The sequence below is a fragment of the Streptomyces shenzhenensis genome (genome assembly GCF_021462265.1).
Lineage (GTDB): Bacteria > Actinomycetota > Actinomycetes > Streptomycetales > Streptomycetaceae > Streptomyces > Streptomyces shenzhenensis.
Window position 1 is genome coordinate 38,256 of the sequence record NZ_JAJONF010000030.1, and the last position, 25,033, is coordinate 63,288.

Sequence of the window (25,033 nt, forward strand, 5' to 3'; positions counted from 1 at the left end):
GGGCTGGTTCAGCGGTCGCAGTCGAGGCTCGCCAGGTCGACGGAGTCGGCCATGGCCTGCATTCCCTTGTCGTTGGGGTGGATGTGGTCGCCGCCGTCGAGGAACGGCAGCATCCGCGCCTGGTCGTAGGGGCTGCGCAGGATCCGGTCGAAGTCGGCGATGTGGTCGAACTCCCCGCTGGTGCGGATGTACTGGTTGACCTGCTGGCGTACGGCCTCACCCGCCGGATCCCACTCCGGCCAGCCCTCGAACGGCCCGACGGTCGAGGCGACCACGCACTTCCCGGCCGCGTGCGCCCGCCGGACGATCTCCTGGTAGCCGGCGATCAGGCCGGCCGCGGTGACCCCGGAGTGGGCCTTGATGTCGTTGACCCCCTCGAAGAGGAAGACGGTACGCAGGCCCGGCTGGCTGAGGACGTCGCGGTCCAGCCGGTTGAGGGCGGCCTGCCCGGCGCCGTCGGCGAGGACCTTGTTGCCGGAGATCCCCTCGTCGGCCACGCCCTTGACCTCGGTGTCCGCCTTCTGCAGCCGGCGGGCGAGGTAGTCGGGCCAGCGGCGGTTCTGGTCGCTGGTGGACGCCCAGCCGTCGGTGATGGAGTCGCCGAGCGCCACCACCGCCCCGGTGTCCGGGTTCTTCGGCCGTACGGAGACCGAGTCCAGGTACCACCAGGATCCGGTGGTGCCGGTCCAGTTGGCGGCGCTCTCCTCGGCGGTGTGGTCGCCCTGGGTGATGTAGGAGGTCTGCATGGCCATCCCGTGGCCGGTGGCGGGGCCGGCCGCGTCGGGGCTGTGCAGGCTGACGGCCAGGTTGCTGCCGGCCGGCAGGTTGCCGGGCAGCGGGTCGCTCCACGCGGTGGCGCCGGCCGGCACGGTGACCGAGCGGGCGCCGCCGAAGGTGAGCCGCCTGTTGCTGCCCGGTTTCAGGGCGGCGCCCTGGCCCTGCAGGCCGGCGTAGACGCTGTCCAGGGTCAGCGGCCGGTCGCCGAAGGCGTTGGAGACGCGTACCCGCAGACCGCTGCCGGCGGTACTGGTGTGCACGACCAGCCGGTAGCCGCGGTCGGTGGTGCCCTGTCCCAGCTGGTCGGCGGCGGCCCCCCAGGTGACGACGTCGTGCCGGGCGGCGGCGCCGGGCCCGGAGGAGGGCTCCCAGGCGGGTGCCGCGTCGGCCGGGCCGGTCTGGCAGGCGACCGTCGTCAGCAGCACCGCGGTGAGACTCAGGACCCGTGCGAACCGGCCGGTCACCGTGCGAAGTCCTTCAGTGTGACGGACTGGCCGGGTTTCAGTGTGACCGTCCGTGACGTACCGCCGTAGGCGACCGTCGTGGTGCGGCCGCCGACGCTGCGGATCCGGGCCTCGGTGGGCCTGCCGTCGCGCCAGCGCAGGTCGACGACGAAGCCGCCGCGCGCGCCGGCCCCGGTGACCGAGCCGGAGGCGGCCCAGGCGCCGGGCAGGGCGGGCAGGAGTTCCAGGTGGCCGGGGCGGGAGTACAGCAGCATCTCCAGGACGGCGGTCGGGGTGCCGAAGTTCGCGTCGATCTGGAAGATCCCGCGGCCCCCTCCCATGTCCATGATGTCGAAGAGGTTCGACGCGCTGCCGTTGCTGCCGTTCGCCGACGGCTTCAGGTTGTTGACGACGAGCTGGTAGGCGTTCTCCGCGTTCTTCAGCCGGGCCCAGCACAGGCTGCGCCAGGCGTTGGACCAGCCGTAGCTGTCCATGCCGCGGGCGGTCAGGAGGGCCGTCGCGCCGGCGAGGACGTCCTTCGGCGTGGAGTCGTCCGGGCGGATCCGGTCGCCGGGGAAGAGGTTGATCAGCGGCGAGAGGTGGCGGTGGGTGGTCTCGCCGAGGTTGTCCGGGGACATCCACTCCTCCAGCCAGCCGGTCTTGGGGCTCACCACCGGCAGGTAGAGGCGGTCACGGAGTTTGCCGACGGTGCCCGCGTATCCAGCATCCCTCTTCAGCTCGGCGGCCGCAGTGCGGAAGTTGCCGAACAGGAGCCAGACCAGTTCCTGGGAGTAGGTGTTGCCCCTGGCGTCCTGCGGCCCGTGCTCCGGCGACCAGTCGTGGTCGGCGATCAGCACCTCCCTCCCGTCGTCGAGGGTGGTGGTGAGCAGCCGCGCCTCCCAGAACTCGACGGCGCCCTTGAGGAGGGGGTAGATCTTCTCCAGGTGGGCGCGGGAGCGCGTGAACTCGTAGTGCTCCCAGAGGCTCTGGCACAGCCAGGCGTTGCCCGTCGGGTGCCACCACCAGCCGAGTCCGCCGTTGGGGTTGGTGGAGTAGGCGACGGTCCAGCCGGCGACCTTCCCGGTGGAGTTGCGGTAGCGGTTGCGGGAGTCCTGGAAGAGCCGCTGGGTGAGGTCCGTCCAGGCCGGGAGCTGGTCGACGCAGTAGTCGGTGAAGGCGTCGAAGCACTGGGACAGGCCCAGCCGGTCGGACATCCAGTAGTTCATCTGGACGTTGATGTCGGTGTGGTAGTCGCCCATCCAGTCGGGGTCGTTGCCGTCCAGCCAGAGGCCCTGGAGGCCCATCGGCAGGCCGTCCCGCGATCCGGCGATCATCAGATAGCGGCCGAACTGGGCGTAGGCGGCCTCGAGTTCGGGGTCGGGGTCGCCGGTGTCGGCGCGGGCCCGGAGGCGCGCCCAGGTGTCCAGTTCACGCTGGTCGGCCGTCGAGGTGCCGAGGGAGAGGTCGAACTGGCCGAACAGCGCCCGGTGGTCGGCCGCGTGGGTGCGCAGCAGCGAGTCCGCGGAGTGCCGGGCGGCGGCCTTGACCTTGGTGCGGGCCAGCGCCACCGGGTCGACGGAGGGGTCGCGGTAGTGGGCGGCGGCGTCCGGCGCGTAGTCGGTGCCGCCGCTGAGTACCACGGTCAGTTCGCGGCAGTCGGTGAAGGTGATGTGCGAGCCGGTCACCCGTACGCTGCCGCCGCTGCCGTACGCACGGACGGCGGCCCCGTACTTCAGCCCGTTGGCGAAGGACCCGGCGAACGACTCGGCGGTGCCGGTCTCCCCGTGGGTGCCCTCCAGGGTGACGGTGCCGGTGTAGCGCCCGCCGCCGTCCTGGCTGAAGTGCAGCACGATCACGTCGTCGGGGCGGCTCGCGAACACCTCGCGCCGGTAGGTCACTCCGGAACGGACGTACGAGGCGGTCACCACGCCGTTGCCGAGGTCGAGGGTGCGGCGGTAGTCGGAGACGGCGCCCAGGTCGTGGTCGGGTATCTCGACGGCGAGCCGGGCGAGCAGGGTCAGGGAGCCGAAGTCGGCCCGGCCGTAGGGGAACTGGCCGTCGGAGTCGAGGGTGTCGTTGAGCCCGCCGGTCCACAACGTGGCGTCGGTGACCAGGAGAAGCTCACGGCCCGAGTCGTTGCTCGCGAGGGCGCCGATCCGGCCGTTGCCGACGGGCAGGCCCTGCGTGATCATCGACCTCTCGTCGGCGGGCGCCTGCCACCACAGCTGGTGCCGGGAGGCGACGAGCGGCTCGGTGGACCGCACCGGCGCGGCGGAGGCGGTGAAGGAGGGCAGCGAGGCAAGGGCCCCGGTAGCGGCGGCGAGGGCGAGGAAACCGCGTCTGCTGGGGTGGTTGTCCATGGTGTTCCAATCCGACGTCCGTAAGGAAGGCGCCCCGTCAGGGGCGCGGGGAACTGCCGGCCGGCCCCACCGGCCGGCAGTTCCCGGACTACGCACTCACCGAGGCGGCTACCGGGGCGACTTGGGAACGTCGATCCGGTCGATGTCAGGCGCGTACCCCGACCCGCTGTCGAAGCTGATCGTGTTGGCACCGGCCTTCAGGGTGACCGGCACGCTCACCGTCGCCACGGTCCCCCAGTCCCCGGTCGAGGGGAACTTGTGGCTGGTCCCGCCCCCGGAGTTGGCCGCGACGGTGGCCGGCCGCGAGTCACCGCTGACGTACGCGACCTTCACCAGGTACGTACCCGCCTTGTCGACGACGACGTTGTTGAAGGTCAGCTTGCCGCCCTGGTACAGGTTCCCGACCTTCTGCTGCCCGGAGCACGCGTCGCACCCGGCGACGGAGGCGTTTCCGCTCAGTGTGTTGCCGCTCGCCTCGGCCTCGTACCCGGTGTATGCCGGCGCGCTGCCCTTCGGCGTCACGGTGAACAGCCGCGAGCCGTGGGCCGGCAGCGCCTCGGTGATCTTGTTCTGGTGGCTGCCGAGGTTCTCGTGGTTCCACAGGTCCCGCACCGACGCCTTGCCGGTGAATCCCAGCGCCGTCCAGTCGGCCGTGACCGCCGAGGGCGAGTCGGCGAGGTTGAACAGCGCGACCGTGTAGGTCCCGTCGGCGTTCTTCGCGGCCCAGACCTGCTGCGGGTCGGACGGGGTGACCGGCCGGGCCGGCGGGTTGTCGCTCTGGTCGACGGCGATGACCTCGCGGTTGGTCAGCAGGGAGACGCCGTAGTCGTCGAGCTTGGTGATGTCGTCGCCGGTGAACAGGGGCGACTTGGCGACGGCCCAGAGCGTGGCGTAGCTCTGCCGTTCGGCCTTGGTGAGACCGTCCATCGCGCCGTTGCCGACGTCGAGGGAGTCGAGGTCGTTCCAGCCGCCGGGGCCCGCCTTGCCGGTCCAGGCCGGGGTGTCGTCCCAGCGGTCGTCGACGGAGTTCTCCCAGCTGACGAGGGTGTTGCAGTAGCACTCGACGTCGGTGTCGATGCGCCAGCCGTTGGTGTACTTCTGCCAGTCGGCGGCGTGCCCGAAGTCCAGGGACCAGGAGGCCTCCAGGTGGATCGGGCGGCCGGTGGCGCTGATCGCCTTGTGCCATGCGGCGACGTCGGCGACGTTGTCGTACTGGTCACCGCTCTTGCCCGAGCCGGGGCCGACGCCGTCGAGCTTCAGGAAGTCGTAGCCCCATCCGGCGATCAACTGGGCCTGGGAGTCTATGTACTTCTGCGCGCACGGCTTGTCGAAGTCGAGCTTGTACGAGCTGTCCCAGCCGTTGGTGGTGCGCAGGTCGGGATAGACGATGTCGGCGGTGGTGCAGCCCTCGGCGTTCCAGACCGGGGTCGTGCCGTCGCCGTACGCGCCCTTCTCCAGGCCGGCCGGGAGGTAGATGCCGGCCTTGAGGCCCTTGGCGTGGATGTGGTCGGCGACGGCCTTCATTCCGCTGGGGAAGCGGGCGGGGTCGGCCTTCTGGCGGCCGTACTGGTCGTAGCCCTGTTTCCAGTTCCAGTCCATCCACCAGCCGGCGTCGATGTTGACGTAGTCGTAGCCGTACTTCTTCAGCTTGCTCGCCAGGGCGTCGGTCTGCTTGAGGACGTTCGCCTCGGTGAGGTAGCTGTAGTCGCCCTTGTCGTTGAGACCCGGGTACTTGGACGACTGCATGCTCCAGCTCGACCACCCCATGTACGGCTTGGCGGCGATCTGCTCGGGCGTCTGGGCCTGCGCGGCGGGGACGGCGGCCGCGAAGGCGGCCGTCATCGCCAGCACGAGGACGGTTCTCAGCCCGCGTACGGGCAGGGCGGATGTCGAAGGTGACCGCATGGGCCCTCCAGGGTTCGGGGTCTTGGGCGGCTCAGCCCTTGCCCGTCGGTGTGGGAGAAGAGGTGATGAAGGACTGGATCGCGGCGGCCGCGGCCCCGCGCGCCCACTCCTCGAAGGCGAGTGGGCGGGTCTGTACGTCGCACCGCGCGGCGGAGCCGAAGGCGGCCGCGGTGAACGAGTCGAGGATGTGCTCGGCGAAGAGGTCGTAGGCGGCGAGCCCCTCGCCGGAGATGATCACGCGTTCGGGACCGAAGAGGTTGGCCACGGTCGCGATGCCCCGGCCGATGGCCTCGCCGGCGCGGGCGAACACCTCACGCGCGCCGGGCACCTGCTCGTGGGCGAGGGCCACCGCCGCGGCGGAGTCGGTGACCTGGCGGCCCGTCACCTCGCGCATGCGGGTGAGGATCGCGGCGTCCCCGGCGATCGCCTCCACGCAGCCGTGGTTGCCGCAGTGGCAGAGGGGCCCGGCCGGGTCGATGGCCACGTGTCCGATCTCCCCCGCCACCCCGTGCGCGCCGGACACCACCTGACCGTGGATCACCAGTCCGCAGCCGATGCCGGCGCCGACGGTGACGACGGCGAAGTCGGACAGCCCGACCCCGGCGCCGAACCACTGCTCGGCGACGGTCAGCGCGCGTACGTCGTTGTCGACGACGACCGGCAGTCCGGTGGTCATCGCGGCGAGTTCGGCGAGGGCCACGTCCCGCCAGTCGAGGAAGGGCGAGTAGCGCACGACCCCTTCGGCGCGGTCCACGTCGCCGGAGACGGCGATGCCGAGGCCGAGGACCGGGGCGCCGAAGTCCTCGGCGGCGGTGCGCAGTTCGTGGGTCAGGTCGGCGACGGTGGTCAGGACGGCCCGGGCGGCACGGTCCGTGAGGGGCGTCCGGCGGGCCAGCAGGATCCGGCAGCACAGGTCGGTGAGGACCGCGATGACCTCGTCGCCGGTGACCTTGACCCCGATGAACAGTGCGCGTCCGCCGTCGACCCGTACCAGGTTGGCGGGGCGTCCGAGCGCGGCCCGGGCCTCGCCGTCGGCGTCCTCCGCCAGGTATCCGGCCGCCAGCAGCGGCCGGACGGCCTTGGTCACGGCCGCCGGCGACAGTCCGGCCCGGCGGGCCACCTCCAGTCGGGTGAGGGGGCCGTGGGACAGGACCGTGGTGAAGATCTGCGCGACGGCCGGCGTGTGGGCCGGGAACGTCTCGGCACGGGAGGTGGAGCGCATGGCCCGGAACTTAGGTGGCTTATTTTCCGCTGTCAATAAAAGAAGCAGGAATCACCTGAAGGTTGACTGTGAGGCCGCGGTGGCCTTCAAATGGCGGGTGAGGCGGGGGTGTTGACTCGTCTTCCACGAGCACGGCTGATCCGGGGCCCCGGTGGGACACCCGGATCAGCGGTGGGGCGCGCCCGTCAGGGGCGGGCGGCCGGCGTGTTGGCCTCGGTGACGTCGACCGCGGCCCAGGCCTGGTCGACCGTGCGGTACTCGACGCCGCTCGCGCCGTAGAGGTCCTTGGCCGCCTGCAGCGTCGCGATCCGCGCGTCGTGGAAGTCGGTCGAGGAGACCATGTACCGGGTCAGGGCACGGTAGAAGATCGCCGTGGCCCTGGCGCGGCCGATGCCGGTGACGGTGGACCCGTCGTAGGTCGGCGAGTCGTAGGCGGTGGCGCCGATCGTCTTGCGGCCGCTGCCCTCGGCGAGCAGGTAGAAGGCGTGCGAGGAGACGCCGGAGCCGGCGTGCACCTCGGCGTCCGCCACTTCGGGGGACCAGTAGTCGACAGCGCCTTCGAGGCGGTCGAGGGAGGGGTGGTCGAGGCGGCGCAGGAACTTCTGGCGCAGGCCCAGCTTCTCGCCCAGCAGATAGTTCGGCGGGTTCTTCTGGTTGCCGGCGAAGAACTCCACGCCGGAGCCGAAGATGTCGGCCAGCGACTCGTTCAGCGCGCCCGGTTCGCCGAACTGGTTGCCGTCGTTGTCGACGCGCGTCGGTTCGAGCCCGGCGGTGGCGTCCACCACGCCGTGGGTCAGCTCGTGGCCGGTGACGTCGAGGACGACCAGCGGCTTCTTGATCTCGTCGCCGTCCCCGTCGCCGTAGAGCATGCAGCCGCAGTCCGGGTCCCAGAAGGCGTTGCCGATCTTGTGGCCCCAGTGGACCAGGGCGCGCGCGGGCTTGGAGTTGTTCGCGATGCCCTTGCGGTTGAAGGTCTTCCGGTAGAAGTCCAGGGTCTCGGTGATGCCGTACTGGGCGTCGGCGGCGGCGCTGCCCCGGCTGGCGGTGGTGCCGTCGCCCCAGCTGTCGGCGCTGCTGGTGAACTTGGCGCCCTGGCCGAAGCTCTCGGTCTCCTTGCCCTTGGCGTCCCGGGTCTCGGTGCCGTAGCGGGTGGGGTCCTTGAGCAGGAAGCTCTTGCGGGCGGTCTGCGTGGTGGTGAGCGGGACCTTGCCGACGAAGAGGGACCTGCCAGTGCCGTGGGCGGTCACCGGGTAGCGGGCGGCCGCGGATACGGACGCCCCGGCGAGGGCCTGGGCCCGCGCGCCGAGGCCGGCGGCCGGGTCGAGGGTCTCGCCGCGGCCGCGCAGGGTGTCCAGCAGCTTGGGCGAGAGGAACTCGTCGCTGTCCGGCGTGTTGCTGCGTACGTTTCCGGTCAGAGCGTCGACGACGACCGTGCTGGAGCCGTTCGCGCCGTCGACCGTCACCTGGTAGGCGAGGGCGGCGGCGCCGTCCCGGGCGTCCACCACCAGCCGGGCGGTGCCGGCGTCGCCGCCGGCCGCCGCGGCGGCCTTCTCCTCGGCCTGCCCGGCGGTCAGCTTCGCCTCGGTGGCCGCGGGCCGGACGGCGTGGTCGGCCGCGCGGGTGACGCCGGTGTAGGCCAACCGGCGGGAAAGATGGACGACGAGGTCGCCGCCGAGGACCGGCATCCCCTGGTGGGTGCGGACGAAGCGGACATGGCGTGCCCCTTCGGGGTCGATCATCACGTCCTGCGGCCGGAGTTCGTCGCCCGCGCCGACACCGGTCGCCGCGGCATGGGCGAAGGCGGCTGCCCGGGCCGCCGCCACCACCTGCGCGGTCGTCGCGGCGGAGGCCGCGGCCGGCTGTCGTACCCCCGTCGCGGGACCGGCGAAGGCCGTACCGGCCAGGCCGGTGGCGGCCGTCGTCACGGCGACGGCGAGCGCCAGGCTGCGTATGTGCGCGCTACGCACTGATCAGGGTTCCTTCGTTCGAAGACGGCCGTGGTCACCAACCGCCTTGCGGCAGAGCGCCGTTGGGCGCCAAGGGGGCTGGTCGGGCCCCGGGCCGCAACCCTTCCGGATGAATCATGTCCATGTAAAGCACAGTTCATCGCTTTTGTTGCGTTTCATGGCAATACTTGGCGAATCCCCGCCGCACGGTGATCAGGGAGTGACCAACTGTGCGTCGGCTGTGGAGATGTGACGGAATGCGAGAGGGTTCCACGAACGGCATGTGACTCATCTCGCATCGAAGACAGCACGGAGAGGAGCAGGTCCGAATGGTCTCGGCAATGGTGTGCAGGAGCGCGGTGCTCGGGGCGGTGACGCTGTCGCTGCTCGCGGTCCCGGCCCAGGCGGCGCCCCTGAAGACGGCGGGGAAGCCGCGGGCGGCCGCCGCCCTGCCCGCGCCCGACACGGCGGGGCTGGCCGCGGTCCTGCGCTCGGTCGTGGCGAAGGGCGCGCCCGGCGCGATGGCCCGCGTCGACGACGGCACGCGGGTCTACCGGTCCGCGCAGGGCATCGCCGACCGCACGAGCGGGCGGGCCCTCACCACCACCGACCGTTTCCGGGTGGGCAGTGTCACCAAGACGTTCTCGGCGGTGGTCCTGCTGCAGCTGGTGGACGAGCGCAGGCTCGCCCTGGACGCGCCGGTCAACCGCTACCTGCCGGGCCTGCTGCCCGACGACCGCATCACCGTGCGGCACCTGCTGAGCCACCGCAGCGGCCTGTACGACTACACCGACGACATGTTCGCCGACAGCGTGGCCGGCTTCGAGGCCGTGCGCGACAAGGTCTTCACCTACCGCCAGTTGGTGGACATGAGCCTGAAGAAGCCGCGCACCAACGCGCCGGGCGCCGCCTACTCGTACTCCAACACCAACTTCGTGGTCGCCGGCCTGCTGATCGAGAAGCTCACCGGGCACAGCGTGCGCACGGAGTACGAGAACCGCATCTTCAAGCCGCTGAAGCTCAGCGACACCTTCTACGTGCACCCCGACACGAAGATCCCGGGACAGCACGCCAACGGCTACCTCACCGCGGACCAGGCCGGTGCCCGGCCCGTCGACGCCACGGACCAGACGGTCTCCTGGGCGCAGAGCGCGGGCGCGATCATCTCCAGCGCCCGCGACCTCGACACCTTCTACTCGGCGCTGGTGCGCGGCAAGCTGACATCGGCCGCCCGCCTCGCGGAGATGGAACGCTTCACCCGCGTCAGCTCCACCACCTCCTACGGCCTCGGGCTGCGCCGCCGCGACCTGTCCTGCGGGATCTCGGTGTACGGCCACACGGGCGCCGTCCAGGGGTACTACACGTACGCCTTCACCACCAAGGACGGCAGGCGCAGCCTCACCGCGCTCGCCAACACCTCCAACAGCTCCGACGTCCTCAACGCGCTGGCGGCCACCCTGGAGCCGGCGTTCTGCGGCGAGCAGAAGTCCACGCACGGCGCGGCCGCGCCGATCGAACAGGAGGACGTGGCCCCGGCCGCGCCTCGAAAGCAGTAGCGCCCTGTCTCCCGGGGGAACCTCGCGCCCGGGCCGGACGTTCAACCGGCGACTCCCCCACCGGGCGCGGCGTTCGGCCCCTGACCTCGTAGAGGCGGCGCGATGAGCGAGCTGGTCCCCGGGGGCAATCTGCCCCTTCCGGGCGGCGCGCTGACGCTGCGGGTGCCCGGCCCCTTCGACGTGTCGGCGCTGATCACCGACGAGAGCGGCAAGGTCGGAGGGGACGCCGACTTCGTGTTCTACAACCAGCCGGACGCACCCGGCGTCCGGCTGCGCGGTGACACCCTGACCGTCGAGCCGGCGCTGCTGCGGGCGGGCGCCCGGCGTGTCACCCTCTCGGTCACCGCCGCCGAGCCCGGCACCCCGCTCGGCCGGCTGCCCGCGGCCACCCTGCACGTGACCGACCCCCTCGGCCGTACCGTGGCCCGCTTCGCACCGCCACGCCCGCAGACGGAGACCCTGCTGCTGCTCTCCGAGATATACCGCAGGGGCACCGGCTGGAAGCTGCGCGCGATCGGCCAGGGATACGCGGACGGGCTGGCCGGACTCGCCCGGGACTTCGGTGTCGACGTGGTCGAGGACCGGCAGCCGTCCCCCGGTTTCCGCGCCACGATCCCGGCCCAGCGCACGGCCGCCTCTCCGGCCCGCCCCTCGCTGGCCTCGTTCCCCGATCCGGACGGTCTGCTGGGGCTGGTCAACACCGCCCGCGCCCGGGCCGGACGCCCGCCGGTGGCCCCGGACGCCCGGCTCGCCTCCGCCGCTCTCGCCCACGCCGCCGCGATGGCCGACGCCGGCCGGCTGTCCGGCGAGAGCCGCGACGGCGTCTTCGTCCACCAGCGGATCACCGGTACCGGATTCGCCTATGTGACGGTGGGCGAACACCTCGTCTCGGGCCCCCGCACCCCGTCCGAGTTCGTCGACTACTGCCTGCGCACCGAGGACGCCCGGCGCACCCTGCTCGATACGGCGTTCACGCACGCCGGCCTGGCCCACGCCCTCAGCCCGCGGGACGGGGACACCTACTGGACCGCCCTGTGGGCCAGGCCCCTCACCCAGGCCGGACTGGCCCGGACCCAGGCCGAAGTCCTCGACCTCACCAACAGGGAGCGCACCCGGGCCGGGCTGCGGCCGCTCGCGGTGGATCCGCAGCTGGCGGCCGCCGCGCAGGCGTACAGCACCGACATGGCGGCCCGCGACTTCTACTCGCACACCTCCCCCGAGGGCACCCAGCCCTGGGACCGGGCGGCCGCCGCGGGCTCGCGGCGGCGCACCATCGGCGAGAACATCGCCTGTGGCCAGCGCTCCGCGGCCGAGGTGGTGGACGGCTGGATGAACAGCCCGGGCCACCGGGCCAACATCCTCAGACCGGACTTCACCCACCTGGGCACCGGCTTCGCAGGGGGCGGCCGGGCCGGCACCTACTGGACCCAGTTGTTCGGTGCCTGAACCGGTACGGTGCGTGATCTTGGCGGAACGGGTCCTTCCGGGACACCATGCCCAGCATGAAGGGTGATCTCTTTTCAAGTCAGCACATGGTGGCGCCGGCGGTCGAGCCGGGCATGACGGCCGAGAACGCGAAGTGCGTCAAGTACGCGGTCAACGGCGAGATGTACGCCCGCCAGGGCGCGATGATCGCGCACCGCGGCGCTCTGAAGTTCGAACGCAAGGGCCAGGGTGTGGGCGGGATGCTCAAGCGCGCGGTCACCGGCGAAGGGCTGCCGCTGATGTCCGTGCAGGGCCAGGGCGAGGCCTGGTTCGCGCACGAGGCGCAGAACTGTTTCATAGTGGAGCTGGAGCCGGGTGACCAGTTCACGGTGAACGGCCGCAACGTCCTGTGTTTCGACGCCACTCTGGCGTACGAGATCAAGACGGTGAAGGGGTCCGGCATCGCCGGCGGCGGCCTGTTCAACAGCGTGTTCTCCGGGCACGGCAAACTCGGGCTGATCTGCGACGGCAACCCGCTGGTGATCCCGGTCTCGCCGCAGGCCCCGGTGTACGTCGACACGGACGCCGTGGTGGGCTGGACCGCACACCTGCAGACCTCGCTGCACCGCTCGCAGTCCATCGGGTCGATGCTGCGCGGCGGTTCGGGCGAAGCGGTCCAGCTGATGCTCCAGGGCGAGGGGTACGTCGTGGTCCGGCCGAGCGAACTGACCCCGCAGAAGGCACAGCAGCACTGACCCGCGGCAGCCCTGGTCCATGTGGCCCGTCCGTCTCGGCCGGGGCGGGTTGACCAGGGCGCTGCGGCCGGGTCAGGGTGCGAACGGCGCGGACTTCCGCCCCCGCGCCGGAAAGGTGAACCGCCTTGAACGGCATCATCGGCATCTCGGACATCGAGGCCGCGGCCCGGATCGTCGCCGGGCACGTCGTACGCACCCCCACCGTGCCCAGCCCCGGCCTGTCGGAGCTGCTCGGCGCGCCGGTCACGGTCAAGCTGGAACTGCTCCAGCGCACCGGCTCCTTCAAGGCGCGCGGTGCCACGGCGAAACTGCTGTCGCTGAGCGAGGCCGAGCGCGCGGCCGGCGTGGTGGCGGTCAGCGGCGGCAACCACGGCATCGCCCTCGCGGTGATGGCCGCGGCCCTCGACGTGAAGGCGACGGTGGTGATGCCACGGACGGCGCCCGCGCGCTCGATCGGGCTGGTCGAGGCGGCCGGCGCGTCGGTGCGGCTCACCGACGGCATGGACTCCGCGTTCGAGCTGGTGATGCGGCTGCGGGACGAGGGGCTCACGCTGGTCCACCCCTTCGACGACCCGGTGGTGATCGCCGGACAGGGCACGGTGGGCCTGGAGCTCGCTGAGGACGCGGACGACCTCACCGACGTGATCGTCAGCATCGGCGGCGGGGGGCTGATCGCGGGCGTCGCGGCCGCCCTGCGGGCCCGCCGCCCCGAGGTACGGGTGTGGGGCGTGGAGACGGCGGGCGCCCAGGCCATGTCCGAGGCGCTGGCGGCGGGCGGTCCGCTGCCGGTCGCGGTGTCGTCGATCGTGACGACGCTCAGCGCGCCGTCCGTGTCCCGGCTGACGTACGACCACGTGGCGGCGCTGGTGGAAGAGGTGCTGGTGGTGCCGGACCGGGAGGCCGTGCGGGGCAGTCTGGAGTTCGCCGAGCACGCCAAGGTGTGGACCGAGCCGGCCGCCGGCTGTCTGCTGCCCGCGGCCCGGCAGGTGCGCGAGCGGGCCGGCGCCGGGGCCCGGATCGGGCTCGTGGTGTGCGGGGGCAATGTGACCCGCCAGGAGATCGCGGAGTGGACCGAGCGCTTCGGGCTGGGCTGACCGGCGGACCGCAGCCGGGCCTTTACCGTCGGTTACCCACAGGTCGAGGCCCGGCCATTCGCTGTTTTCCCCAAGTTACCGGCCAGTGCGGCCAGTTGAATATAAGGCAAGAACGGCCGCGGAGTTGCAGATTCTTTGAACAATCCCGGGCACGTCCCGCGTACCTCTGGTTAATGACGAGGCAGGGGTTTCAGCGAGGGATGACGATGGTCAAGGCGCATGTCTCCGCACAAGAGTTGGTCGCCGGACGGTACCGGCTCATCGAAGTCGCCGACCGCGAGCCGAACCGGATCAGCTGGTACGCGGAGGACGTGCAGGCCGAGCGACCGCGCCTGGTGACCCAGATCGCGTTTCCCGAGCCGCCCACCGAGGACACCGTGCGCCGGACCACGGCCCGTATTCTGCGCTCCTCCGAGGTGATGAGCGCGCTCCGGCCCGGCCGCGTCGCCATGGTGATCGACGCCTTCGAGGAGGCGGGCTCGCTGTGGACGGTCACGGAGCTGATCGACGGCACGCCGCTCAGTGAGCTGCTCGCCGGGCAGTCCACGTTCAGCTACGTACGGGCCGCGCGCATCGGTCTCGAGGTGCTCGACGTGCTGGAGGCCGCTCATGCCGACGGCTACACGCACGGCGAGCTCAGCCCCGGCCAGATCTTCGTCCGGGACCGGGGGCCGGTGGTCGTCACCGGGTTCGGCCTGGCCGGTGCGACGCTGGCGCCCCGGGTGACCGCGCCGTCGTACGCCTCGCCGGAGCAGGCGCGGGACGAGCGCATCGGGCCCGCCGCCGACCTGTGGGCGCTCGGCGCGATCCTCTACACGATGGTGGAGGGGCGGCCGCCGTTCCGGGACCGCGGCAGGACGGAGGCCACCCTGAAGGGCGTGGACCGGCTGCCGTTGCGCACCCCGCTGCGGGCCGGCCCACTGACCCCGGCGGTGCAGGGACTGCTGCGGAAGAACTCCCGGGAGCGGCTGAGCCGGCCGGTGGCGCGTCAGGCGCTGGCCCGGGTCCTGGACGAGGATCCCGACACGGTCACCGAGCGCGTCCCCGTCTCCCGGCTGCGCGGTGCCTATGTGGCCGCCCGGGCCTCCGGGTGGAGCAGAACCACCATGATCGGCGGGACCGCGCTGGCCGTGGTGACCGTGTCGGTCGCGGTGCTGGCCGCGACGCAGGGTCTGCCGGGCGCCTCCTCGGCGGGCTCGGCCCCGACCGCCTCCGCCACCGCCGGCGACCCGGCCAACCGGACGGACGGCAACGGGGCCGGCCCGTCCTCCTCGCGGACGGTGCCCTCCTCCCCCGTCCTGACGTCCTCCGCCTCCCCCTCCCCGTCCGCCTCCGCCTCGCCTTCGGCCGTCGCCTCGGGGAGCGCCCTGCCGGCCGGTTTCCACCGCTACACCGCCCCGGAGGGGTTCTCCGTGGCACTCCCGAAGGGCTGGAAGCGCCTCGACACCCAGCGGGACGACGTCGCCTATCGCGTCACCTTCGGCCCGGGCGGCGACGACCCGCGCACCCTGGCCGTCACCTACAGCACCAAGGCGGGTCCGGACCCGGTGGTGATCTGGCGGGACGACGTGGAGCCCAGCCTGGAGAAGCTGGACGGCTACCGGCGGATCGGCGAAATCAAGGCGACCACCTACCAGGGCCACAGGGCGGCGGACATGGAGTGGCTCTCCGGAACCGGTGCCGGCCGGGTGCGCACCTTCGGCCGGGGCTTCCTGCTCGGCGGCGGCCGCAGCTTCTCGCTGCGCATCACGGCACCCGCGGCAGCCTGGTACGACGCCGCCGACCAACTCGCCATGAGGACCTTCCTGGCGACGTTCCGCGGTTCCGCCGGCTGATCCGTTTTTCCCCCGCCCACCGGGGGACCCGGCGCCCATGGTGCACATCGGATACACGATGACGACCGAGCAGGCCGGTCCGTGTGATCTCGTGGACCATCTGGTGGGAGCCGAGGAGGCGGGCTTCGACTTCTCGGTGGCCTCGGACCACTACGTTCCGTGGCTGCGCGCGCAGGGCCACTCGCCGTACGTGTGGAGTGTGCTCGGTGCGGCCGCCCGCGCCACTGATGACCTACGTGACCTGCCCGGTGTTCCGCCACCACCCGGCGATCGTGGCCCAGAAGGCCGCGACCGTGCAGCTGCTGTCCGGGGGCCGGTTCCGGCTCGGCCTCGGCTCGGGAGAGAATCCCAACGAGCACGTGGTGGGCGGCGGCTGGCCCTCGGTGGACGTATGCCACAAGATGCTGGAAGAGGCGGTGGAGATCATCAGGGCGCTGTTCGCGGGCGGCCGTGCAAACCGCCGCGGCCCCCACTTCGACGTGGAGTCCGCCCGGCCGTGGGACCTGCCCGCCGAGCCGCCGCCGATCCCGCGACCCGGTTCGTCACCCAGGACGACGTGGCCGCCTCCATCCCCTGCGGGGACGACCCGGACGACGTCGTCGAGGCCGTACGGCCGTACGCCGAGGCCGGGTTCGACGAGATCGCCCTGGTCCAGATCGGCGGCGAGTCGCAGCCGGACTACCTGGCTGGTCCCGCAAGACCCTGCTGCCGGCGCTGCGCCACGCGCTCGGCTGATCTTCGACGGTGCGGCAAACCCCGGCCAATGGGTCGATATAGGCTGCCGGTCGTTACCTACACAGTTCGGCAGCCTTCAGGAGTGTCCTCCGTGACCCTAGCGATCGACCCGGCCGAGACGTCCGGCGCGGCCCCGGCCCCCCTCTCCGACCTGGTGGCCCGGGACGCCCGCGAGTTCGGCGCCTACGTGCGGACCGGAGGCTGGACGTTCGGGCTGATGGTGGCCCGCAGCGTCCGGCCGGGCGGACAGGGCGCGGACGAGACCCCGAAGGTCTCGGCGAAGGAGTTCGCCGAGCTGGCCGGCTGCTCCGCGGAGCGCGTCATGCGCTACTACAAGGCCTGGGACAAGGCCGCCGACGACGGTCTGGTCCCGCACTTCGAGGCCCTCGCGCCGGGGCAGGAGGTGGAACTCCCCGATTCCGACGCCTGGTTGAGCTACTACGTCGCACGCAGCAGCGCCGGCTCCGAGCGCGGCACCGCCATCGCGGCGGCCGCCGAGGCCGAGGGCATCCGGCCCACCAAGGCCCTGGAAGTCGCCGAGAACCCCACCGCGCTGCGCGCCGCGATCCTCGCCGACCCCTCCACCGCCCGCGCAGCCCGCTCGGCCCTCCTCGACCGCGTCAAGGAGGACCCGGACCTGCAGACCGTGCTGGCCCGGGACGTGGTCCGCACCGCGGACCTCAAGAAGGCCGTCGCCACCGAGAGCCGTTCGGCCGACCGTATCGGCTACGTCCGGCAGATCGCCGAGTCCGGCCAGATCAAGACCCCGGCCGGGCAGACCGTGGACGCCCCGGCCGAGCTGCGCCAGGAGGCCGAGCGCCATCTCTCGCTCCTCGACGAACTGGACGAGGACGAGGACACCGGCGAGTGGGCGAGCGAGGCCTACGACACCATGAAGAACCTGGTCGTGGAGGCGGTGGAGGCCGACCCCGAACTGCGGGTCCAGGAGAAGCGCACCAGGTTCTACAGCAGCCTCCAGAAGGCGACCAGGGCGTTCGAGGAGCTGACCTTCGACGACGCCCAGGACTTCTACGAGGACGACATGGTCCAGCGCCTGGTGGACCTCCAGCAGGCCATCGGCTCCTGCCTGGCCGCGCTGCGCGGCGCGAAGGGCACCGAGCAGGCGCAGGTCTCGCACGGCAATTCCGCTCGGGATTGAGCGTTTTTCCCGTGAGAGGGGTACTAGAGGGCACCAAGCCGGTCGTTCTCGGAGGCCACTCACGTGAACCCCATCGTGCACAGGACCCTGGTCGTACAGCTCCGCGCGGAAGGGACGGGCCGCTGCCCCGTCCTGGCCCATCTGTCGTACGACGCCGGTGACCCGTTCGCCATCACCGCGGTGTTCACCCTGGACGGCAGGGTGCTCGCCCGGTGGCGGCTGGACCGCGAGATGCTGAACGACGGGCTGAGAGAACCGGTCGGGGTCGGGGACGTCCGGCTGCGTCCCGTGCGGCAGGGGCGCTGGAGGGAAGTGCGCATGGATTTCCTCGGCGACCCCCTGCCCGGCGGCGGCCGCCACCACGCGGTGGTGTTCGCCTGGGCGCCCGCACTGGCCTCCTTCCTGAGCGACACGTACCTGGCCGTGCCGCCCGGCCGGGAAGAGTTCCCGGTGGACGACGTACTCGCGGAGATCCTCGCCACCGGGTGAGTAGCCGTACTCATGCCGGTGTCCGGACGCCGCGGCCACGATGGGGCTCCCACGACAAGGAGTCCGCCATGACCGCAGTCCCCGCCCCGCGCCCCGTTCCGCACCGAGTGCCCCGCCGTGTCCCGCCGGCCCTGCTCGCCGGGGTGGTGGTGGCCGGCCTGGCGCTCTCGGCCTGGGGTGCGCGGGACCGTACCACCTGGTTCCTGGAGACCGTGTGGGTGCTGGCCGGGCTGCCGCTGGTCGTGCTGACCTGGCGGCGGTTCCCGCTGACGGGGCTGCTGGCCGGCCTCCTCGCGGCTCATGCGCTGGTGCTCGCCGCCGGCGGCCACTACACCTACGCCGAGGTACCGGTGGGCGACTGGGTGCGCGACGCCTTCCATCTGTCCCGCAACCCGTACGACCGGTTCGGCCACCTCATGCAGGGCTTCGTGCCGGCGATCCTGGTCCGCGAGCTGCTCGTGCGCACGTCCCCGCTGCGCGGCAGCCGCTGGCTGGCCCCGCTGACGGTGTGCGCCTGCCTCGCCTTCAGCGCCTTCTTCGAGCTGCTGGAGTGGCTGGCGGCCGAGATCGGCGGCCACGGCGCGGACGCGTTCCTGGCCACGCAGGGCGACGTGTGGGACACCCAGTGGGACATGTTCTGCGCGCTGATCGGGGCGACGGTGTCCCTGCTGGTGCTGAGCAGGGTGCACGACCGGCAGCTGCGGACGCTGGAGGCGGCGCGGCGGGCCGTGTGAGACGGCCGCGGCGGGCCGTGTGAGGCGGCTCAGTGGGTGGTGTGGCGGTGCCGGGACCACAGCGGCAGGCCGTACCAGCACACCAGGTACCAGGCGACGACGGCCGCCACCACCCAGGTCACGGCGCTCCCTTCGGTGGCCACCCGGAGGATCAGCACCAGCGAGGCGGTCATGGTGGCCAGCAGCAGGAACAGGCCGATCAAGGTCAGCCGGGACGCCAGCCGCACCGCCTCCGGCTTCACCTTGCGGCCGGAGACCAGCCGGTGCAGGGAGACGGGCCCGATGAGGGCACCCGTGGCGGACGCGCCCAGGAGGACGGTGACGATGTAGATCGTCTTGTCCACGTGGGACAGCTCGGCGTACTTCTGCTGGAAGACCACGGTCAGCAGGAAGCCGAACAGGATCTGCACACCGGTCTGGGCGACACGCACTTCCTGGATGAGTTCCGTCCACATCCGGTCGGCGCGCTCTTCCGGCGTCTCGTCCCGGCCGGTCCGCCGCTCCTGGTCGGTCATGGGGTGCGGGTAACCCCCGGACCGGTCCTTCAAACGGCGCGGACCGGGAGCGGCAGGGCTCCGCTCCCGGCCCGTACCGGTGCTACCAGCGGCTCTCCACCTGGTCCTTGATCCGGCGGTCGTACAGCTCGCGGATCGCGGCGACCGTCTCCCCCGGCAGCTCCGGGAGCCTCGCCGCGGCCGCGTTGGCGCGGGCCTGCTCCGGGTTGCGGGCGCCCGGGATCACCGTGGTCACGCCGGGCTGGCCGATGATCCAGCGCAGGGCGAGCTGGGCCGGGGTGTATCCCTCGGGGGCGAGGGCGGCGAACTCGGCGGCTGCCTCGACGCCCGTGGCGTAGTCCACGCCGGAGAAGGTCTCGCCCTGGTCGAAGGCCTCGCCGTGCCGGTTGTAGGTGCGGTGGTCGTCGGCCGCGAAGACGGTGTCCTTGGTGTACTTGCCGGACAGCAGCCCGGAGGCGAGCGGCACGCGCGCGATGATGCCGACGCCGGCCTCCTGGGCGGCCGGAAGCACCTCGTACAGCGGCTTCATGCGGAACGGGTTGAGGATGATCTGCACGCTGGCCACGCCCGGGCGGCCGATCGCGGTGAGCGCCTCGGCGCTGGTCTCGACGCTGACGCCGTAGGCCGCGATGCGCTCCTCCTCGACCAGGGTGTCCAGGGCGTCGTACACCGCGTCGGACGAATAGACCGGGGTGGGCGGGCAGTGCAGCTGCACCAGGTCCAGGCGGTCCACGCCGAGGTTGCGGCGCGACCGGTCGTTCCACGCGCGGAAGTTGTCCAGGACGTAGTTCTCCGGGATCTGGTCGACCCGGCGGCCCATCTTGGTGGCCACCAGCACATGCAGGTCCGGCCTGCCGCGCAGGAACGTGGCGATGGTCTGCTCACTGCGCCCGTCGCCGTACACGTCGGCGGTGTCGAAGAAGGTCACCCCCGACTCCGCGGCCGTCTCCAGGACGGCGAGCGCCTCCTTGTCGTCCACCTCGCCCCAGTCGGCGCCGAGCTGCCATGTGCCCAGGCCGACGACCGATGCCCGCTGTCCCGACCTGCCGATTACGCGTTCTTCCATGGCGCCAGTCTGTCATCCGCCACCGACATCGGTGTCAGGGGCCGGTTCGTCGGCGTGCGCCCTGGGGATCCTTCACTCCGTCCACCGGCCGGGGTGGGGAGGGTCGTGCCGGTCAGGCCGAGGCGAGCCACGTGGTCCCGGCGGCCCGCGCCGCGGGACCGTCACCGGCCGCCGGCGTCCTCGGCAGGCCGCCCCGGCCCTGCTGACGGACCCGGAGCCGGGTCAGGGCGTCAGCTGGGCCTGGACGGCGGGGCCGTAGCGGTCGGCGATGTCGGCGGCCTCGGAGTCGCGCAGCCGGGGGCCGCGGGCGATGCCGTACATCACGCCCAGGCCGATGAGCTGGGCGACGGCGAGTTCGGCGCGCAGGCCGGGATCGGGGCCGGTGAGCCGGGCGGCGAGGGCGTCGACCACGTGGGCGCGGAAGTTGGCGCGCAGGATGTCTCCGTGGTCGCCGTGCAGGGGGGCGAAGGCGATCCGCAGCAGTGGGTCGGCGCCGCGGTCGCGCTGACTTTCCAGGACGTGCCGGACCATGTGCCGGCCGAGGTCGTCCAGGGGGGCGTCGAGCAGGGCGGCCGCGTCGGTGTCGAAGGACATGACGCGGGCGAACAGGCTGTCCTTGTTGCCGAAGTACTTGAGGATCAACGGCGCGCTGACCCCGGCGCGTTCGGCGACGTCCTTGAGGGTGATGTCGGCGTGCGCGTGCCGGGCGAGGAGGTAGCGGGCGGCCCTGAGAATGGCCGCCTTGGTGGCCTCGGCGTCCCGGCGGGCGGGGGCGGACGCCGGGACGGACGGGGTGCCGGGTGGGGTGCTCACGGCACTCATGCTCCCTCCAGTGCGTCGTCCCTCGCACTCTCGGCACGGCCTCCGGCGCGCGGGCCGCTGCCGGGGGCCTTGTCGCCGGGTATGGAGAGGGCCGCGGCACTGGCGGCGAGGGCGACGGCGCCGGCCATCGCGAAGGCCAGCAGGTAACCGTGGAGCGTGGCGATCGGGACGCCGCCGACCAGGCTGGTGTGGTGGGTGAGGACGGCGGCCACGGCGGCGCTGGAGGTGGCCTGGCCGATGGTGCGCATGAGGACGTTGACGCCGTTGGCGGAGGCGGTCTGGCCCGCCGGGACGGCCCGCAGGATCAGCGTGGGCAGCGCGGAGTAGGCGAGGGTGGTGCCGGTGGCGACGACGGTGGCGCCCAGGATGATCATCCAGAGGTCGCGGCTGTCGGCCATGCGGACCAGGTATCCGCAGGCGATCACCGCGGCGCCGAGGGCCAGGGTGACGCGGGGGCCGCGGGAGGCGGAGATCCGGGCCGAGACCGGCGAGAACAGCAGCATGGTCACGCCGCCGGGGAGCAGGCACAGGCCGGTGGCCACGATCGACAGGCCGAGGCCGTATCCGGTGGCCTTCGGGGCCTGCACCAGCTGGGCGGTGACGAGGGAGTTGGCGTAGAAGGCGAAGCCGGTCAGCAGGGCGGCGACATGGGAGAGGCCGACCCGTGGCCGGGTCACGAGGCGCAGGTCGACCAGCGGCTGCGCGGTCCGCAACTGCTGCCACCACCACAGGGCCAGCACGAGGACGGCGGCGCCGAACAGTCCGAGGACGCGCGGGCTGCCCCACCCCCACTGCCCGCCCTGGGAGACGCCGAGCAGCAGCGAGGTCAGCCCGGTGGCCAGCCCGAGGGTGCCGAGCACGTCGAACCGGCCGGGCTCACGCACCGGCGACTCCCTCACCGCCCACCAGACGGCCGCGACGCCCAGCGCGCCGAGGAGGCCGGTCAGCCAGAACATGGTGTGCCAGTCGTAGTACTGCACGACCAGCGCGGCCAGCGGCAGGCCCAGGGCGGCTCCGATGCCGACGGTGGAGCTCATCAGCGCCACCGCCGATCCGCGGTGCTCGGGCGGGAGTTCATCGCGCAGGATGCTGATCGAGAGCGGTACGACGGAGGCGGCGGCGCCCTGCAGCGCGCGGGCGGCGATGAGCACGGCGATGTCCGACGACAGGGCGCACATCACGGAGCCCACGGTCATCAGCGCGAGCGCCCCGGTGAGCACCCGGCGCTTGCCGTACATGTCACCGGCCCGGCCGAGCACGGGGGTGAGGACCGCCCCGGCGAGCAGGGTCGCGGTGACCGTCCAGGAGACGGCGCCGGCCGAGGAGTGGGTGAGCCGGGGCAGGTCCGGCAGGAGCGGGACGACCACCGTCTGCATGACGGCCATGAGGATCCCGCCGAAGGCCAGCACCGGGATGGTCAGCCGTTCCCGCAGCGGGGGCGGTGCGGCGGGCGGTCCCGGGCGGCCGGCTGTCGGGGCGGGCTGGTCCATCGGCACTCCTGCGGGCGGCGCGAATAAACAGGTGAATATCAATTCACCCTATCGGGTGAATTGCCTTTCACCCAAGCCGTTCCGCGGCCGTACCGGGCCTACGACCGCACGTGCAGGGCGCGCGCCGCCCGGGGACCCAGCCACCGCTTGAACCTGCGCAGCACCTCCAGCCGCCCCGCGGCCCTGTCCAGGCCGTAGTAGAGCTGCGGCGGGACGTACGGCAGCAGGGGCGAGTGCCGCTGGCCGAGCAGGGCGAACATGCGGTGCGGGGGCAGGCCGATGTAGCGGGGCAGGTTCTCGTACCACTGGGCGCTGAGGCGGGCGGCGCTCTGGGCGGGCACCAGTTCGGCCCTGCGCCGCCGTTCGTAGGCGGCGAGCGCCTGTGGCAGGGCGGCGTGCTCGCGCAGTGCGTCGGCGAGGCACATCGCGTCCTCCAGGGCGAGGGTGGTGCCGGCGCCGATGGAGTAGTGGGTGGTGTGGGCGGCGTCGCCGAGCAGGACGAGGTTGCCGTGGTGCCAGGTCCGGTTGGTGAGGGTGCGGAAGGCGGGCCAGGCCGCCGAGGAGCCGCCGGTCAACGGGTGGCCGTCGAGGATACCGGCGAACAGCTTCTCCAGCAGGGCCAGTTGGCCGGCCTCTTCCATCGCGTCCAGGCCGAGGCCGGCGAGGGTGTCCGGGGCGCACTCGATGACGCAGGTGCTGTGCCCGGCGTCGTACGGGTAGCCGTAGCACCAGACCCAGCCGTGGCCGGTCTCGACGAAGGCGAAGGTGAAGGAGTCGAAGACCTGGGTGGTGCCGAGCCACACGTAGCGGTTGCGGCCCACGGTGACCTCGGCGCCGAACTGGTCGGCATGGTGGCCGCGCAGGGCGCTGTGGACGCCGTCCGCGGCGACCACCAGGTCGGCGTCGGGAAGGGCCTCGGGCGTGATCTCGCTCTCGAACTCCAGCCGCACACCGAGGGCACGGGCGCGTTCGGCGAGGATCTCCAGGAGGCGGTGGCGGCCGATGCCGTGGCCCGCGTCGCCGGGCTGCCGCGTCACCAGGTCGCGGACGTGGGCGACGCCCTGGGTCCAGTGCACCGAGCTGTCCTCGACGGCCCGCGCCGACTCGGGGTCGTACGTGTGCAGCCGGTCGAGCAGGGCGCGCCAGTAGGTGACGCCCCAGCCGTAGGTGGAGCCCTCGGCGTCGCGTTCGTGGACGGTGACGTCGTGGGACGGGTTCTGTCGCTTGAGCAGGATCGCGAGACACAGGCCGGCGGGCCCGCCTCCGACGCAGACGACCTTCACGCACACACCTCTGGAATTCACCGAAAGTGATCAATTGGCATCGGAGGGTAGCAGCGCCGGGGTGTCCGGCCGGGCTCTCGGATCGCGCCGGTCCGGCGCCGTGAGCCACGCCACCCGGACGGCGGACGGCCGCGGGCGATCCCCGGGAGGCCGCGTACCGGTACCGAGCTGACAGCGCCTCGGACGGCTTCCGGAATCATCTGAAGGGCTGGCGCGGGGCCGGCCTGCGCAAGGCCCGCACAACCGGGTCGGCGGCCAGACGGCCGCCGGGGTTCCCCCCGACGGCCCGGTGTTCCGGCGGCACCACGCCTTCCTCGACGAGCTGTGGGCCCGGTGGCGGCGCCGGCGCCCGGAGCCGCCCGCGGGCCGGGCGCCCGACGCCGGACGCGGTGGACCGACGCCGGACGCGGTGGACCCTGGATGAGACGACGAAGCCGGTGGAACGACGTGCGGCCGGCGGATCCGCTCGACCACACGTGGCTCCGCACGTTCGCCACCCTGGAGCCCTGATCGGGCCCCGGCCTCAGGCCCCAGGCCTCAGACCTCAGCCATACGGCATTCCGGGTGGCCCCAGCCCTGCGCGTTCTTGGTGATCGGCTCGCCGGCCGCGTAGGAACGGCCGCACAGGCAGCGGCCGGGGAACTTCGCCTTGATGGTGCGGGACGAGGAGCCGCCCGCCGCGCTCTTGCGGGGCGCGGACTTACGGCGCGGGGCCGTGGCGGAGGCGGCGGGCGTCGGCGACGGCGGCGGTGCCGGAGAGCCGAGCGCGCTGCCCGCGGCCTCCTGGACCGTGGCCGCCTGGCTGGCCGCGCGGTCGGCGAAGTCGTTCAGCGGGTCGCCGTCGACCTGGTGGGCGGGGACGTACCGGAAGTCGACAGTGCGGCCGTCGAGGAGTTCGTCGATGCGGACGACCAGGTCCTGGTTGGCGACCGGCTTGCCCGCGGCGGTCCTCCAGCCGTTGCGCTTCCAGCCAGGCAGCCAGGTGGTGACGGCCTTCATCGCGTACTGCGAGTCCATCCGCACCTCAAGCGGCACGTCCGGGTCGACCGCCGAGAGCAGCCGCTCCAGGGCCGTCAGTTCGGCCACGTTGTTGGTGGCCTTGCCGAGCGGCCCGGCCTCCCAGCGGGCCGGCGTCGCCGCGTCGTCGGACACCACCCAGGCCCAGCCGGCCGGTCCCGGGTTTCCCTTAGAAGCCCCGTCGCACGCGGCCACCACTCGTTCACGCATGGGCCCGATCATGCCACGGCCGGGCCGGGCGCCCGCCGCGGACCGGGATCCGCCCTGGTCAGAGCTCCGTGCTCGACGGCATCTCGCCTTCGGTGGGGGTGCCGCCGAGCACCCGAGCCGTCCGCGCCCCACCGGTGGGAGCCCCGCGATGCCGGCACCTCGCCGCCGTCCGCCCGGATCCCCTCGGCGACGGCG

20 protein-coding genes and 1 pseudogene are annotated in these 25,033 nt (G+C 72.4%); 10 read left to right on the forward strand and 11 right to left on the reverse strand.

The window, feature by feature from the left end; translation table 11 throughout:
• Nucleotides 1-8: 8 nt before the first annotated feature.
• The 5 genes from LQ326_RS31240 to LQ326_RS31260 form a co-directional block, all read right to left on the reverse strand.
• Nucleotides 9-1,241 (reverse strand): SGNH/GDSL hydrolase family protein, encoded by a 1,233-nt coding sequence (locus LQ326_RS31240; RefSeq protein ID WP_234542403.1) that lies wholly within the window; start codon nt 1,239-1,241, stop codon nt 9-11.
• Nucleotides 1,238-3,580 carry a glycosyl hydrolase family 95 catalytic domain-containing protein gene (locus LQ326_RS31245; RefSeq protein WP_234542404.1) on the reverse strand — a complete coding sequence of 781 codons (2,343 nt, stop codon included), beginning with the start codon at nt 3,578-3,580 and terminating at the stop codon, nt 1,238-1,240. Before LQ326_RS31245 ends, LQ326_RS31240 begins: the two co-directional genes overlap by 4 nt.
• A 108-nt stretch (nt 3,581-3,688) precedes the next feature.
• Nucleotides 3,689-5,485 (reverse strand): alpha-galactosidase D, encoded by a 1,797-nt coding sequence (locus LQ326_RS31250; RefSeq protein ID WP_234542405.1) that lies wholly within the window; start codon nt 5,483-5,485, stop codon nt 3,689-3,691.
• 31 nt (nt 5,486-5,516) lie between these two features.
• Entirely contained in the window at nt 5,517-6,707 is a 1,191-nt protein-coding gene (locus LQ326_RS31255; RefSeq protein WP_234542406.1) for an ROK family transcriptional regulator, read from the reverse strand.
• Between the two features lie 185 nt (nt 6,708-6,892).
• Nucleotides 6,893-8,674, reverse strand: coding sequence for a M4 family metallopeptidase (locus LQ326_RS31260; RefSeq protein ID WP_234542407.1), 1,782 nt, complete (start codon nt 8,672-8,674; stop codon nt 6,893-6,895).
• 308 nt (nt 8,675-8,982) lie between these two features.
• On the opposite strand from LQ326_RS31260, the gene LQ326_RS31265 reads away from it, so the two are divergent.
• From LQ326_RS31265 to LQ326_RS31305, 9 genes and pseudogenes are all read left to right on the forward strand, one after another.
• Nucleotides 8,983-10,209 (forward strand): serine hydrolase domain-containing protein, encoded by a 1,227-nt coding sequence (locus LQ326_RS31265; RefSeq protein WP_234542408.1) that lies wholly within the window; start codon nt 8,983-8,985, stop codon nt 10,207-10,209.
• Between the two features lie 102 nt (nt 10,210-10,311).
• Complete coding sequence (locus LQ326_RS31270; RefSeq protein ID WP_234542409.1) at nt 10,312-11,655, forward strand: CAP domain-containing protein; 1,344 nt, start codon at nt 10,312-10,314, stop codon at nt 11,653-11,655.
• A gap of 56 nt (nt 11,656-11,711) precedes the next feature.
• A complete protein-coding gene (locus tag LQ326_RS31275) occupies nt 11,712-12,389 on the forward strand; it encodes an AIM24 family protein (protein ID WP_234542410.1) in 678 nt (225 codons plus the stop codon).
• A 134-nt stretch (nt 12,390-12,523) separates the two neighbouring features.
• Nucleotides 12,524-13,483: a threonine/serine dehydratase family protein gene (locus LQ326_RS31280; protein ID WP_234542469.1), complete on the forward strand. Its 960-nt coding sequence runs from the start codon at nt 12,524-12,526 to the stop codon at nt 13,481-13,483.
• Between the two features lie 200 nt (nt 13,484-13,683).
• Nucleotides 13,684-15,318 carry a serine/threonine protein kinase gene (locus LQ326_RS31285; RefSeq protein WP_234542411.1) on the forward strand — a complete coding sequence of 545 codons (1,635 nt, stop codon included), beginning with the start codon at nt 13,684-13,686 and terminating at the stop codon, nt 15,316-15,318.
• Nucleotides 15,319-15,355: 37 nt separating this feature from the next.
• Nucleotides 15,356-16,053 (forward strand): annotated as a pseudogene (locus LQ326_RS31290) (TIGR03557 family F420-dependent LLM class oxidoreductase).
• Nucleotides 16,054-16,144: 91 nt separating this feature from the next.
• Entirely contained in the window at nt 16,145-17,212 is a 1,068-nt protein-coding gene (locus LQ326_RS31295) for a hypothetical protein (RefSeq protein WP_234542412.1), read from the forward strand.
• A gap of 63 nt (nt 17,213-17,275) precedes the next feature.
• The gene (locus LQ326_RS31300) at nt 17,276-17,701 is read left to right on the forward strand and encodes an SsgA family sporulation/cell division regulator (RefSeq protein ID WP_234542413.1); all 426 of its coding nucleotides are present in this window, start codon (nt 17,276-17,278) and stop codon (nt 17,699-17,701) included.
• A gap of 68 nt (nt 17,702-17,769) precedes the next feature.
• Nucleotides 17,770-18,435, forward strand: coding sequence for a DUF2238 domain-containing protein (locus LQ326_RS31305; RefSeq protein ID WP_234542414.1), 666 nt, complete (start codon nt 17,770-17,772; stop codon nt 18,433-18,435).
• 29 nt (nt 18,436-18,464) lie between these two features.
• Here LQ326_RS31305 and LQ326_RS31310 read toward each other — a convergent pair whose 3' ends face one another.
• The 5 genes from LQ326_RS31310 to LQ326_RS31330 all read right to left on the reverse strand — a co-directional run bounded on the left by LQ326_RS31310 (nt 18,465) and on the right by LQ326_RS31330 (nt 23,617).
• Entirely contained in the window at nt 18,465-18,950 is a 486-nt protein-coding gene (locus LQ326_RS31310) for a DUF6328 family protein (protein WP_234542415.1), read from the reverse strand.
• An 82-nt stretch (nt 18,951-19,032) separates the two neighbouring features.
• A complete protein-coding gene (locus LQ326_RS31315; protein ID WP_234542416.1) occupies nt 19,033-20,016 on the reverse strand; it encodes an aldo/keto reductase in 984 nt (327 codons plus the stop codon).
• 222 nt (nt 20,017-20,238) lie between these two features.
• Entirely contained in the window at nt 20,239-20,838 is a 600-nt protein-coding gene (locus tag LQ326_RS31320; protein ID WP_234542417.1) for a TetR/AcrR family transcriptional regulator, read from the reverse strand.
• The gene (locus tag LQ326_RS31325; RefSeq protein WP_234542418.1) at nt 20,835-22,328 is read right to left on the reverse strand and encodes an MFS transporter; all 1,494 of its coding nucleotides are present in this window, start codon (nt 22,326-22,328) and stop codon (nt 20,835-20,837) included. The genes LQ326_RS31320 and LQ326_RS31325 overlap by 4 nt, the downstream gene beginning before the upstream one ends.
• 98 nt (nt 22,329-22,426) lie before the next feature.
• Nucleotides 22,427-23,617 carry an FAD-dependent monooxygenase gene (locus LQ326_RS31330; protein ID WP_234542470.1) on the reverse strand — a complete coding sequence of 397 codons (1,191 nt, stop codon included), beginning with the start codon at nt 23,615-23,617 and terminating at the stop codon, nt 22,427-22,429.
• Nucleotides 23,618-23,819: 202 nt separating this feature from the next.
• Between LQ326_RS31330 and LQ326_RS48835 the strand changes: the two genes are divergently transcribed.
• Nucleotides 23,820-24,035: a tyrosinase family protein gene (locus LQ326_RS48835; protein ID WP_372497004.1), complete on the forward strand. Its 216-nt coding sequence runs from the start codon at nt 23,820-23,822 to the stop codon at nt 24,033-24,035.
• Nucleotides 24,036-24,148: 113 nt separating this feature from the next.
• Here LQ326_RS48835 and LQ326_RS31340 read toward each other — a convergent pair whose 3' ends face one another.
• On the reverse strand, nt 24,149-24,850 hold the full coding sequence (locus tag LQ326_RS31340; RefSeq protein WP_234542419.1) for a ribonuclease H family protein: 702 nt from the start codon (nt 24,848-24,850) through the stop codon (nt 24,149-24,151).
• Nucleotides 24,851-25,033 lie beyond the last annotated feature (183 nt).

Excerpts from the sequence above, each read along its gene's own strand:
- LQ326_RS31275 (WP_234542410.1), top strand. The coding sequence starts at position 11,712 with ATGAAGGGTGATCTCTTTTCAAGTCAGCACATGGTGGCGCCGGCGGTC.
- LQ326_RS31305 (WP_234542414.1), top strand. The coding sequence starts at position 17,770 with ATGACCGCAGTCCCCGCCCCGCGCCCCGTTCCGCACCGAGTGCCCCGC.
- LQ326_RS31265 (WP_234542408.1), top strand. The coding sequence starts at position 8,983 with ATGGTCTCGGCAATGGTGTGCAGGAGCGCGGTGCTCGGGGCGGTGACG.
- LQ326_RS31285 (WP_234542411.1), top strand. The coding sequence starts at position 13,684 with ATGACGATGGTCAAGGCGCATGTCTCCGCACAAGAGTTGGTCGCCGGA.
- LQ326_RS31325 (WP_234542418.1), bottom strand. The coding sequence starts at position 22,328 with ATGGACCAGCCCGCCCCGACAGCCGGCCGCCCGGGACCGCCCGCCGCA.
- LQ326_RS31270 (WP_234542409.1), top strand. The coding sequence starts at position 10,312 with ATGAGCGAGCTGGTCCCCGGGGGCAATCTGCCCCTTCCGGGCGGCGCG.
- LQ326_RS31320 (WP_234542417.1), bottom strand. The coding sequence starts at position 20,838 with ATGAGTGCCGTGAGCACCCCACCCGGCACCCCGTCCGTCCCGGCGTCC.
- LQ326_RS31245 (WP_234542404.1), bottom strand. The coding sequence starts at position 3,580 with ATGGACAACCACCCCAGCAGACGCGGTTTCCTCGCCCTCGCCGCCGCT.
- LQ326_RS31310 (WP_234542415.1), bottom strand. The coding sequence starts at position 18,950 with ATGACCGACCAGGAGCGGCGGACCGGCCGGGACGAGACGCCGGAAGAG.
- LQ326_RS31250 (WP_234542405.1), bottom strand. The coding sequence starts at position 5,485 with ATGCGGTCACCTTCGACATCCGCCCTGCCCGTACGCGGGCTGAGAACC.
- LQ326_RS31255 (WP_234542406.1), bottom strand. The coding sequence starts at position 6,707 with ATGCGCTCCACCTCCCGTGCCGAGACGTTCCCGGCCCACACGCCGGCC.
- LQ326_RS31340 (WP_234542419.1), bottom strand. The coding sequence starts at position 24,850 with ATGATCGGGCCCATGCGTGAACGAGTGGTGGCCGCGTGCGACGGGGCT.
- LQ326_RS31315 (WP_234542416.1), bottom strand. The coding sequence starts at position 20,016 with ATGGAAGAACGCGTAATCGGCAGGTCGGGACAGCGGGCATCGGTCGTC.